We start from the raw sequence: 12139 nt of genomic DNA, 5'->3' as shown, positions 1-12139 counted from the left end.
TTAAACAGGGGCGGTCTAACACAAAGTGATACACCGCATGAATGCGCCCACAGAACCGCCGAACCGGGCAAGCTATGACCTTGAAAAGCAGGTTGGGTTTATGCTGCGACTGGCCAGCCAGCGCCATGGGCTGATCTTTCAGAAACACGCGCCCGATAACCTGACGCCCACCCAGTTCAGCACGCTGATCCGGCTGTCTGAACTGGGCGATGTGTCGCAAAACCATCTGGGGCGCACGGCCGCGATGGATGTGGCGACGGTGAAGGGGGTTGTGGACCGGCTGCGATCCAAGGGGCTGGTGGCCTCGCGGCCCGATCAGGTCGACAAACGTCGGTCGGTGATTTCCCTGACCGACAAAGGCCACGCGATGGTGGGCGCCCTAGAGACCATTGGCCATCAGATCACCCAAGACACGCTGGCCCCGCTCACGGCCCGAGAACAACGCACTCTTGTGGGGCTGCTCGCTAAAATCGCGTAACGCGGGGCCCTACACCACCTGTTCTGGAATGCGCGCGGCGGGCGGGGTGTTGCGCGACCGACCAGACCGGACCTGCCCATCGATGATGGTCATGCCGACGCCGGGCAAATTCCCCAAAGACACCGATTCAAGCATCGTATTGCCGGGCGCGTGTTGGGCCTGATCCATCAACACGAAATCGGCGCATTTGCCGACCTCAATCAGGCCGGTGTCCAATTCGCGTTGCCGTGCGGTGTTGCCGTTGCCAAAACAAAACGCCTGTTCCGCCGGCACGTTGCCAAACGCAGACAGCATCGCAACCATCCGCAAGATCCCCAAAGGTTGCACCCCCGACCCCGCAGGCCCGTCCGTGCCCAGAATAACCTGATCCAGCTTGCCCAACTCGCGTGCCGTGTTCAGCGCCAAGACCGCCGCGCGTTCATTGCCGTTGTGCACGATCTCAAACGCCGCTTGGCAGCTTTCGCACAGACATATGATTTGGTCATCAGGCAGCGCCGAATGCCCGCCGTTGATGTGGCCAATCACATCGGTGCCGGTTTCGATCACCATATCCGCGTCGATCAACCCCGACCCCGGAATGGACGGCCCGCCCGTGTGGATGGTGCTTTGCATGCCATATTTGCGCGCCCATCCCACCATTTGTTTTGCGGTGGTACCGTCTTTGACCGTGCCCAGACCGACCTCGCCCAACAGTTTCACCCCCGCATCGGCGAGATCTTTGAAATCCTGTTCGACCATGCCTTTTTCGATCACCGGCGCGCCTGCGTGTACCTTAACCCCCGAGGGCCGGAAATTTTCGTACCACCGCTGGGACGCGATCGCCATCGCCTTGAGACCAATGATGTCTTTGGGCCGCCCCGGCATGTGGACTTCACCCGCAGAAATCAACGTGGTGACCCCGCCATGGAGCGTGCTGTCGATCCAGTTTAGTTGCTGTTGGCGCGGCGTGTAATCGCCGATCACCGGGTGAATGTGGCTGTCGATCAGCCCCGGCGCAAGGGTTACGCCCTTTGCGTCCACCACCGTGGTCGCGCCCTCGCAGTCGAGATCTTTTTCATAACCCCACGCGGTGATCTTGCCGTCCACCGCAATCAGGCAGTCACCATCAAAGATCGGCTCTTCGAGCTTCCCCGAGAGGATTTGCCCAATATTTCTTACGACTAGTTTGGTCATGTCTGCCTCGCGCGCGGGTATGCGTTGTGGAATATTTCATTTGTATACAAATAGTACACAGCGCCTACGTCAAGTGTTTTTCCCATCAAAACCACCCTATGTTTCGCCAGATCCCGGTGCCGCCTTAGATAACATCGCCACCGGCCAACAGTGACCTGCCCCCGCGCGCATACCGGCCGCGCGCTTGTGCTCTGCGTTGCGACGTGCCAGCCTGTGATTAGTCAAGATGCACAGATTTAAGAGACAGCCGCAGAACTGCACATTGTTTGCGTGCAAATGGTTTTTCATTTGACAACAAATGAATTTTTGATCTCAAATACCTCAAACGTCTTTACGCAAGGGCAATATGGCAGGGTTCGTTAAAAACAGCTGGTATGTCGCGGGGTGGTCCAAGGATTTCGACGAAACCTTGACGCCGTTGGAAATAACCGGCCAGCGTTTGGTGGTATTTCGCACGTCCGCAGGCGACATACGCGCGCTTGAAGATCGGTGCCCACATCGCTTGCTGCCGCTGTCCAAAGGCAAACGGATCGGCGACACGATACAATGCGGCTATCACGGAATGACCTTTGATAGCGACGGGCGCTGCGTGCGTGTACCGGGCCAAGACAACACCCCCAAAAGCGCCTATGTCGAACGGTTCCCCGCCTACGATCGCAACGGCATCGTCTGGATCTGGATGGGCGACCCGGACCTAGCCGACAGCAGCGCGATTTTCGACATGCCCGAATTCAACGACCTGAATTGGCACGCCCACCAAGGCGCGGCGCTGCATATCAAGGCCAACTACCTGAACGTCACCGAAAACCTTGTTGATCCGGCGCATGTTAGTTTTGTGCACCCCACAACCCTTGGCAGCGCCGCAAGCGAGGACGTGCCGGTGCATGTCTCTACGGCGGGCGATGTGATTTCTGCGTGGCGGTGGATCAGGGACGCTGCCCCTGTTGGGTTTTTCCAGAAGTTTGGCGGGTTTTCGGGCCATGTGGACCGTTGGCACTATTATCATTTGCACATGCCATCCACAGCCGTGATTGATTTTGGCAGCATCGATGTGGCGCAGGACTGTGCCGAAGATGACCGCGATGCAGGTGTGCGTATATTTGCGCTGCACTTTGTGACGCCGGTGCGCGAAGATTATACCATTGATCACTGGATGCACCTGCGCAACACGTCGCTGGGCGATGCAGAGGCATCGGCGCAAATGGATGCGATGTTTAAGGTGGCATTTGCCGAAGATAAGGCCATTCTAGAGGCCGTACACGATGCCGAACAACACCCCCAACGCCGCAAACCCATTCGCATTGCCATCGACAAGGCGCCCAACGTTTACCGCAAACGCATCCGCGATCTGATCGCCGAAGAAGCCACAGAGGATTTGGGGGATCCGACGCACTCCAGCTTTATAAACCATGACTGAACAACAGTCAGTTCTATCACAGCAAGGGAAAGACGCATGAACAGAAATACATTCCTCAAGGGGTTGGTGGCATCTGCCGCGCTTGCCCTGACACCGTTGACGGCATCAGCCCAAGACGGCCCGATCTTGATTGGCGAAATCAACCATTACAAACGGCTCGCGGCGTTTGCTGGCCCATACAAACAGGGCATCGAACTGGCGTTGGAACAGATCAACGCCCAAGGCGGCGTATTGGGCCGCCCGTTGGAATTTATCTTTCGCGATGACCAAGGCGAGCCCGGCGAAGCAATCAAGATCGCCGAAGAACTGATGACCCGCGAAGGCACTGTTATGCTAACGGGGTCGATCTTGTCGAACGTGGGGTTGGCGATTTCGTCCTTTGCGGGCGAAAAGGGGTATGTCTATCTGGCCGCCGAACCTTTGGCCGACAGTCTGGTGTGGTCTGCGGGCAATAAATACACCTTCCGCCTGCGGTCTTCGACGCATATGCAGGCGTCCATGTTGGCCGAAGCCGCCGCCCAAAGTGGCGCCCAGACATTCGCGACCATCGCCCCCAATTACGCCTATGGCAAAGACGCCGTTGCCGCATTTAAATCTAGCCTGTTGGAACTGATGCCAGAGGCCGAATTTGTCGCCGAACAATGGCCCGGTGTGTTCAAAATCGATGCAGGCGCCGAAGTTCAGGCCCTTGAACGCGCCAAGCCCGACGCGATCTACAATGTGACGTTTGGGCCGGATCTGGCCAAATTCGTCCGCGAGGGCGGCGACCGGGGTTTGTTTGATGGCCGCCAGATCTTTGGCCTGCTGTCGGGCGAACCCGAATACCTAGACCCGCTGGGTGACGAGGCCCCCGAAGGTTGGACCGTCACCGGCTACCCTTGGTACGATCTAAAAGACGGCCCCGCCGGTGCATTTGTCGCCGACTATCAGGCCCGTTTTGAGGATTACCCGCGCCTTGGGTCGATGGTCGGCTACATGACGGTGCAATCCATCGCGGCCGCCATTGGTCGGGCCGGATCCACCGAAACCGAAGCCATCCGCGCCGCGTTCGAAGACCTACAAGTCGCGACACCTGTCGGCGAAATCACCTACCGCGCGGCAGACAACCAATCCACCATGGGGGCCTATGTGGGCACAACCGCACTGCGTGACGGCGGCGGTGTTGTTGTCGATTGGGCGTATAAAGACGGCGCAGATTACCTGCCCTCGCCCGAAGAGGTCAAAGACCTGCGGCCCGCCGACTAACCCCAACGCCGACACGTGCAAGCCCCCGGAACACCACCGGGGGCCCTGCAGTTACGCCCCTCCCATTTTACGTTGCGGATCACCACTATGGAATTTTTTGTCGCGCAGGTCCTGACGGGACTTGCCAATGCAAGCTCACTGTTTTTGGTTGCTTGTGGCCTGTCGTTGATCTTTGGCGTCACGCGTATTGTGAATTTTGCCCACGGCAGCCTGTATATGTTGGGGGCCTATATTGGGTATTCTCTAATGCAGGTGCTGCCCGGTGGGCTTGGGTTTTGGGGGTCTATCCTGCTGGCGGGTGTGGCCGTTGGCATCATCGGTGTGGTCATCGAAATGCTGGTGCTGCGGCCGATCTACCGCGCGCCAGAACTGTTTCAACTGGTGGCGACCTTTGGGGTGATCCTTGTGATCCAAGATCTCGCATTGATCATCTGGGGCCCCGAAGACCTGTTGGGCCCGCGCGCGCCCGGCCTGCGCGGGGTGTTTCGGATCATGGGTGAACCGATCCCGAAATATGACATCGTGCTGCTGGTCATCACGCCCTTTGTGGCGCTGAGCCTGTGGTATCTGATCACACGCACCCGGCTGGGCGTGTTGGTGCGCGCCGCAACCCAAGACCGCGAAATGGTCGGCGCGCTGGGGGTCAATCAGGCATGGTTGTTCACCGGTGTCTTTGCGCTTGGCTCGGCGCTTGCGGGTCTGGGTGGCGCGCTGCAATTGCCCAAGGGCGGGGCCGATTTGCTGATGGATTTCAACATCCTCGCGCCGGTCTTTGTGGTCGTAGTGATCGGTGGCATGGGGTCGCTGCCCGGTGCCTATCTGGCGGCGATTATCATCTCGGTGCTCAATGTGTTCGGCGTGACCTACCTGCCGCAATCCACGCTGGTGTTGATGTTTATGGTGATGATCGTGGTGTTGATGATCCGCCCCTACGGGATTTTTGGCCGCGAAGAGGTCGCCGGCGAACATGGTCAGGTGGGCGCGCCCGAAAACCCTATCAAACCCGCGTCATCGCGTACCCGTGCAATCATAGCCGTGGGGCTTACGGTGCTGGCGTTGTTGCCCGTCTATGGCACGTCCTTTTCGCAGGTGCTGGCCACCGATGTCCTGATCTTTTGTTTGTTTGCCGCCAGTCTGCATTTCCTGCTGGGCTTGGGCGGGTTGGTCAGCTTTGGACACGCGGCCTATTACGGTGGTGGCGCCTATGTCGCGGCACTGCTGGTCACGCATCTCAACACCCCGATGGAACTGGCGTTTATGCTGGCCCCCCTTGGTGCAGGTCTGGGTGCGCTGGCCATCGGGTGGGTCTGTTTGCGGCTGACGGGGGTTTACTTTGCCATGCTGACACTGGCCTTTGCCCAACTGATCTGGAGCCTTGTCTTCCAATGGGGCGATGTCACTGGGGGCGATGATGGGTTGGTCAATATCTGGCCGTCAGATTGGCTGAACGACACCACTGCGTATTTCTATTTCACCCTTTGCATGGCCGTTGGGGGTATCCTTGTGCTGCGCCATATCGCGCATTCACCGTTTGGATACGCCCTGCGCGCCGCGCGTGACAGCCAACGCCAAGCCGAGGCTACCGGCATCGACACCCACAAAATCCAACTGATCGCCTTTGGGTTTGCGGGGTTGATGGGCGGCTTGGCGGGGGCGCTCTTTGTGTTCTCAAAAGGCAGCGTCTTTCCCAATGAACTGGAAATCGCGCGCAGTTTCGATGCGCTGATCGTGGTGTTTCTGGGCGGCGTGAAAACGTTGGCGGGGGGCGTTGTTGGTGCGGGGTTCTTCAAGGGCATCGAAGAAACCCTGATCCGGTTTGAATACTGGCGTCTCGTCATGGGCTTGTTGATCATCGGTATCGTGATCTTGGCGCCCGACGGGGTTGTGGGGTCCCTGCGCAACGCCGCCCGTCGTCTGGGCCTGACCAGCAAGGGAGACACCCAATGACCATCGTTTTGGAAACCAAAAGCCTCAGCCGGTCCTTTGGCGGCATCAAAGCGGTCGATGACGTGTCGTTCCACCTGAAAAAGGGCGAATTGCTGGCGTTGATCGGCCCCAATGGCGCGGGAAAAAGCACCTGTTTCAATATGTTGATGGGGCAATTGCCGCCGTCCTCGGGTGATATTTACCTGTCGGGCGAACGGGTGAATGGCCTGCGCCCCCGGCAGATTTGGCGCAAAGGCGTGGGGCGGACCTTTCAGATCACCGCGACCTACGCGTCGATGACGGTGATCGAAAACGTGCAGATGGCGCTGTTGTCTCATCACAAACAGCTGTTGCGGTTTGCGCCATACGCGCACCGGATGTACCGGGACGAAGCGTACGCGTTGTTGGACCGCGTCGGCATGGCCCAACAGGCAGATCGCCACTGCGCGGTTTTGGCCTATGGCGATCTGAAACGGATGGAACTGGCCATCGCGCTGGCGCATGACCCGGTGTTGTTGTTGATGGATGAACCCACCGCGGGCATGGCCCCCACCGAACGGGTCGCATTGATGCAACTGACGGCCGACATCGTGCGCGACCAACAGGTCAGTGTGCTGTTCACCGAACATGACATGGATGTGGTTTTTGCCCACGCGCACCGGATCATGGTGTTGAACCGCGGCCAGTTGATCGCCGAAGGCAACGCCACCGAAATCCGTAACAGCCCTTTGGTACAAGCGGTGTATCTGGGCGGCGGCACCCTATTTGATGCAGAGGAGACCGCAGATGCTTGAGGTTGACACCGTCAACAGTTTTTACGGCAAAGCCCACGTACTGCGCGACCTGAGTTTTCGCGCGCCCAAGGGTAATGTGGTCGCCTTATTGGGGCGCAACGGTGCGGGCAAAACCACCACGATGAAATCTATCATGCAACTGGTGCGCCCGACCAATGGCAAGGTCACCTTTGCCGGGCACGGGTTGGTGGGGTTGCCGCCTCATAAGGTCGCCAAACTGGGGTTGGGGTATGTGCCAGAGGAACGGCGCATTTTCACCGACCTCACCGTGGCCGAAAACCTGTTGGTGGGCAAACAACCGCCCCGTGACGGCGCCGTGACGTGGACCGAAGACATGTTGTTTGATCTCTTCCCCAACCTTGCTGAACGGCGCAACAACCGGGGCAAGGCGCTGTCGGGGGGGGAACAGCAGATGTTGACCATCGCGCGCACCTTGATGGGCAACCCGTCGTTTGTGTTGCTGGATGAACCCAGCGAAGGCGTGGCCCCGGTGATCGTGGAACAGATGGTCAAGGTCATCCAGCAACTGAAATCCGAAGGGCTGACGGTGTTGCTATCGGAACAAAACCTGCATTTCGCCCAAGCCGTCGCCGATTTGGTGGTGATCATCGAAAGTGGCGTGCAGGTCTATCATGGGACCTTGCAAGACCTTGCCGCGCACCCCGAGATCAAGGATGCGTATCTTGCGGCATAGGGCCCCCGCAATGGTGCGCAGGGCCCCACGTACCTATAGTGCTGTCACGCTAGGTAGGTGTTAAACCACGCCAACGTCCGACCCCACGCAAGATCGGCCATGGCTTCGTCATACCGCGGGGTACTGTCATTGTGGAAACCGTGGTTCGCGCCGTCATAAATATGCGCCTCAAACACCTTGTCGTTGGCCTGAAGTGCGGCTTCAAAGGCGGGCCATCCTGCATTGACGCGGTCGTCCAGTTCTCCCATTTGAACCAACAAAGGCGCCTGAATATTGGGCACATCTTCAGCGGCCGGTTGCCGCCCATAAAACGGAACACCCGCAGCCAATTCCGGGTAGGCCACAGCAATTGCGCTGACCACACCACCGCCGTAACAAAAGCCCACAGCGCCCACCTTGCCGGTGCTATCGTCGCGCGCCAAAAGGTGTTCGAACCCCGCAAAGAAATCGTTCATCAAGGCCACGCGATCAACCGTGCGCTGCAACTCGCGGCCGTCTGCGTCATTTCCCGGATAGCCCCCCACCGACGTTAACCCATCAGGGGCCAGCGCCATGAAACCCGCTTTGGCCAACCGGCGCGCGACGTCTTCGACATAGGGGTTCAACCCGCGATTTTCGTGAATGACCAGCACGCTGGGCAGCGGCCCCTCCACGTTTGCAGGGCGCACCAAATAGCCGCGCACATCGCCGGTGCCGTTGGGCGACGGGTACATGATGTAATCTGCGTGTATATCGGGGTCGTTGAACGACACCTGTTCGGCCATCGCGTAATCGGGGCTTAGCAAAGACAAAAGTGCAGCAGCCGTTACCCCACCGACGGCAAATTTGCCGGCACGGTCCAAAAATTCGCGTTTGGTGATTTTGCCGTGGGCGTAAAAATCGTATAAATCCAGCAGCTCTTGGTCAAAGTCTTTGGCGGTCATGCGCGTCATGGTCGGGCTCCTTCGTGTGTTACGGCCGGTTTAGGGGGCGGGGCGGTGGTGCAACCGCTGTTCGAATATCGGTAAGGTATCACCAATGATGTCGATGTCATCCCAACCTTTCAACGTGAAAGGGCGCGTACCTGTCCGGCGTTCTGGCGGTTTGCGGGCACAGGTCAGAGAATTTGAGCACGGTTAGCTTGCTTCGGATTGGTCTGCTTCACCTAGAAAATTGCCAACGATCTCCAGACTTGGGAAATTCTCGCAAATCACTTTGAACACCAGCAAGAGCCGTGCCCACAAGCCCCCCTCCATGATGGGAAGGTAGTCGAGCAGAAATGCCGCAATGCCCCAGATATACGCGTATTCAATGCCAAGCAGCCACAGGGCCAGCGCGACCAACCTGTGTTGATAAGCGTGATGACCAATAGATAGCCCGAGACGCCGTGTTCTATGTCATAGATCGTTGTCAAAGCGTGTTTTTTCTCGCGCATTGTGGGGAAGGCTTGAACCACCTTCACATAAAATAGATCACCTGAAGCCAACAGGAACAACGCCAAAACAAGGGCAACACCGATAGATGTCGCGGTGCTTGCGGCCACTGTGACGGCGGCGTTCAACAGTCCGAGTTGCCGTATGGCAATCGTTTGGGGGACTGCATCGGGTGCGGCCGTCGTTTCTTCGACCTGCCTTGACGCATCCTGAACAGCCTCGATGGCATCTGTCACGCCGATGAGTTTCGATTGCAGGAGTTGCGCTATTCTTGACCCGTCGTCGGACCATGTTCGCGCGGTTTCCCCGGTAAAATACAGCACCGCCCCAATGCCAATGTCCGTCATAACAATAAGAAGCGTTGCCGACCCCCCCCGATGGCAACCCAAGCTTTTGCAACGAACGGTTGACCGGGCTAAGCGTCAAAACAATGAGGAAACCAAGCAACACCGGCAAGACCAGATCGCGGGCAAAATACGCAACGACGAACATTGAGATGATCGTGAGCGTCGTGACGCCGCGACGGAGCTTTGATATCATTTGCCATTTTGGGGCCCTTCCTGTTGGCACATGCAAATTACCCTTATGGCCATATCAACGGGCACCGTTAGGGCTGCTGAAACAACGGTATTGTCGATATTGCCGATCTTGATCCCCCCTTGTTTGCCGACAAGAGATAGGCACATTCCAAGATTCCTCAGACCAATTCCCGTTTTGAAGGCAGTCAATCAGGCCGCGTTCGAAATAGGCGACATGACAGATGACCCTCTCAACAACAGGATCAGCGGAGGCTCCGATGACGATGATGCGACCTGACAGGTCTGTCCACGTGCCTTCGGCATGGTCCCGGTTCATGCGCGTTCCTTTAAAGATAACGACACATCGGCGCAGAACGCTGACGGCTATGTGGTGATGAGCAGACCGCACGGCGGCGCACAGTCTGCGCGTGACATATCGGATTTAAACGCATGCAAACCATGATATGACTAACGCATTCACTTTAAGAGTTCGGCGGCCCCTACGTCATTTATGTTAGGATCGGCGGTGCATTCGGTCTAAGGTCTGTGACGCGTCACAGACTGTTGCAGACGATGCAATATCGTCAGAAAGAGCATTCCTTGACCACTCAATGCGAACATTGCCCGCTGCGCCGATGTATGCGGATGATGACGCGGGCATGCAGAAACTTAAGTTCGGCGAACTGGTTGTGGACACCGGCACCCCCATTTTGATGGAAGGGTCCAACAGCCCGCAACTTTTTACCGCGCTACACGGCATGACCCTGCGGTATTGCCGCCCAGAGAACGGCGAACGACAGGTCATAAATTTCGTCTTTCCTGACGGTTTTTTGGGATCGCAGTTAGGCGTGATGGCCGAAATGGGGCATTCGGTCGAGGCCACAACAAAGATGACCCTATGCGTCTTTGATCTCAACGAACTTTGGTCGTTCATCCAAGCCGACCCAGAACGCGGGTTTGAACTTGCGTGGCTTGCCGCCATCGAAGAACGTTTTTGGGCGAACGCCTGACAACGGTTGGACTACGTACAGCCGTACAGGCCGTCGCGTGGATGTTTATGTGGATCTACCTGCGGTCAACGGCCAGTGGTAATGGGGACCACAACACCATGCGGTTTCCGTTTAAACAAAAGGCATAGCCGATGCATTGGATCTATCGCGTGTTCACATAAACAAGACCACCACATCTTAAAGTCCCGCCAGTTGCTAAGTTGGCGCAGGGATGATGTTCGTATTCACGACCGGGAAGAACTGGCAAAGTACTTCCGCATTGCTTCAAGCCAAAATCGCATCGCTGAATTCGGCAATTTAGAAAAGTTTGGGCAGTTTAGTCTTGGCGATTGACCTTGTTGTCGTTGCGGTAATTCTCGCGTTATCGGCATGCGACGTGCTTGCAACCACATCTGTTGCAGCACTGGTTGCGGCTGGTGTTGCACCGGTTTGAACGGGCTTGGGTGTTGGTCTTGGACTGCTGGTGTTGGCCCTCTTGATGGTCAAAACCGTGCATATTGCTCAAATACGCGCTGCGCGATGTTGCCCAACCCGTGCGAAACCTTGGGCGCGATGCAAATCCAATAAAGGCTGCATATTATGACCAGTGACACACGCACGTCCGCTAAGATTGATCGCGATATCGCAGAAAAACGTGCCGCCGTTGCTGCGAACATCAAACACCTCAAGGGGTCTGTTACGCTTGGGACGGTCGCTCAATATGTCGGAACGTCCGGAGTGCGTTTTGCCGACGGTATGGGGAAATCCGCCCTCAAACAAGCACAGCGGAACCCGCTACCAGTTGCAACGATTGCCGCATGGATCGCGTGGTTGATTGCCGCAAATACAAAGACGCGCGGCGAAGATGTCAAAATTTTTGAAACTGCACCCGACCCCTCTTTGAAAGATGAAATCCCCCCAGCAAACGGCCCCCGACACCCAAGGACGCCACCGAGCGCCCTCAAACACCACGTTGCAAGATATCTTTGAGCGCCACCCCTTTGTTGTCGGAACGTTGGCGATGGCTGCGGGCGTTGCATTGGCCAGTGCAAGACCTTGGTCAAAGACAGAAGATGATCTTGTTACGTCTGCTCAGGATCTGATGCGCCCAAAAAGAAAAGTTCAACGCAGTTGCCCAAAACCTAAAGGGAGAAGCGGCAGCGATCATCGTCGAAACGAAGTCCGACCTGGACAGCGGCGCGCCGGGTGATCAAACTGCCGCTGATGCCATCGGTGGCCTTGCCAAGAATTCCGCAGACCGCATGGTGTCGGCTGCCGTGACCGCCACACCGGACGCGAAGCATGCCAAGAATTAGACGCCCGTATGTCCGCCCCCATGAACGCTGATCACATTGACCTGCGCCCCTAAAACTCCTCCAGATTTGTGTAGAGTCCGCTCAACAAAAGGAGGGACAAATGAAGGCACGATTCACAGACGAACAGATCATTTCGATGATCAAAGAACAGGAAGCTGGCGAAAGGACCGCAGACGT

General features: G+C 57.2%; 11 protein-coding genes. 7 read left to right on the top strand and 4 right to left on the bottom strand.

Annotated features, from left to right (window positions below):
• Positions 1 to 37 precede the first annotated feature (37 nt).
• Positions 38 to 478: a MarR family transcriptional regulator gene (locus ABJH13_RS17700; RefSeq protein WP_348407548.1), complete on the top strand. Its 441-nt coding sequence runs from the start codon at positions 38 to 40 to the stop codon at positions 476 to 478.
• Between the two features lie 9 nt (positions 479 to 487).
• Here the strand turns inward: ABJH13_RS17700 and ABJH13_RS17695 are convergent, their stop codons facing one another.
• On the bottom strand, positions 488 to 1651 hold the full coding sequence (locus tag ABJH13_RS17695) for an amidohydrolase family protein (RefSeq protein WP_348407547.1): 1164 nt from the start codon (positions 1649 to 1651) through the stop codon (positions 488 to 490).
• Positions 1652 to 1997: 346 nt separating this feature from the next.
• Here ABJH13_RS17695 and ABJH13_RS17690 point away from each other — a divergent pair, with 346 nt between their 5' ends.
• The 5 genes from ABJH13_RS17690 (at position 1998) to ABJH13_RS17670 (ending at position 7727) form a co-directional block, all read left to right on the top strand.
• A complete protein-coding gene (locus ABJH13_RS17690; protein ID WP_348407546.1) occupies positions 1998 to 3068 on the top strand; it encodes an aromatic ring-hydroxylating dioxygenase subunit alpha in 1071 nt (356 codons plus the stop codon).
• Between the two features lie 36 nt (positions 3069 to 3104).
• Complete coding sequence (locus tag ABJH13_RS17685) at positions 3105 to 4313, top strand: ABC transporter substrate-binding protein (protein WP_348407545.1); 1209 nt, start codon at positions 3105 to 3107, stop codon at positions 4311 to 4313.
• Positions 4314 to 4400: 87 nt separating this feature from the next.
• The gene (locus tag ABJH13_RS17680; RefSeq protein WP_348407544.1) at positions 4401 to 6260 is read left to right on the top strand and encodes an ABC transporter permease; all 1860 of its coding nucleotides are present in this window, start codon (positions 4401 to 4403) and stop codon (positions 6258 to 6260) included.
• Positions 6257 to 7033 (top strand): ABC transporter ATP-binding protein, encoded by a 777-nt coding sequence (locus tag ABJH13_RS17675; protein ID WP_348407543.1) that lies wholly within the window; start codon positions 6257 to 6259, stop codon positions 7031 to 7033. Before ABJH13_RS17680 ends, ABJH13_RS17675 begins: the two co-directional genes overlap by 4 nt.
• Positions 7026 to 7727: an ABC transporter ATP-binding protein gene (locus tag ABJH13_RS17670; protein ID WP_348407542.1), complete on the top strand. Its 702-nt coding sequence runs from the start codon at positions 7026 to 7028 to the stop codon at positions 7725 to 7727. The genes ABJH13_RS17675 and ABJH13_RS17670 overlap by 8 nt, the downstream gene beginning before the upstream one ends.
• Before the next feature lie 44 nt (positions 7728 to 7771).
• On the opposite strand, the gene yghX is transcribed toward ABJH13_RS17670, so the two are convergent.
• From yghX to ABJH13_RS17655, 3 genes are all read right to left on the bottom strand, one after another.
• Positions 7772 to 8659, bottom strand: a complete 888-nt coding sequence (gene yghX / locus ABJH13_RS17665; RefSeq protein WP_348407541.1) for a YghX family hydrolase — start codon at positions 8657 to 8659, stop codon at positions 7772 to 7774.
• 257 nt (positions 8660 to 8916) lie between these two features.
• Entirely contained in the window at positions 8917 to 9462 is a 546-nt protein-coding gene (locus tag ABJH13_RS17660) for a hypothetical protein (protein ID WP_348407540.1), read from the bottom strand.
• A gap of 271 nt (positions 9463 to 9733) precedes the next feature.
• Positions 9734 to 9994, bottom strand: a complete 261-nt coding sequence (locus ABJH13_RS17655; RefSeq protein WP_348407539.1) for a CreA family protein — start codon at positions 9992 to 9994, stop codon at positions 9734 to 9736.
• 274 nt (positions 9995 to 10268) lie between these two features.
• Here ABJH13_RS17655 and ABJH13_RS17650 point away from each other — a divergent pair, with 274 nt between their 5' ends.
• Positions 10269 to 10667 (top strand): cyclic nucleotide-binding domain-containing protein, encoded by a 399-nt coding sequence (locus ABJH13_RS17650; RefSeq protein WP_348407538.1) that lies wholly within the window; start codon positions 10269 to 10271, stop codon positions 10665 to 10667.
• Positions 10668 to 12139 lie beyond the last annotated feature (1472 nt).

This window comes from Roseobacter sp., from assembly GCF_039970775.1.
Classification (GTDB): domain Bacteria; phylum Pseudomonadota; class Alphaproteobacteria; order Rhodobacterales; family Rhodobacteraceae; genus Roseobacter.
The sequence above is the reverse complement of the archived record's forward strand: the minus strand, read 5'-3'. Positions and strand labels throughout refer to the sequence as shown.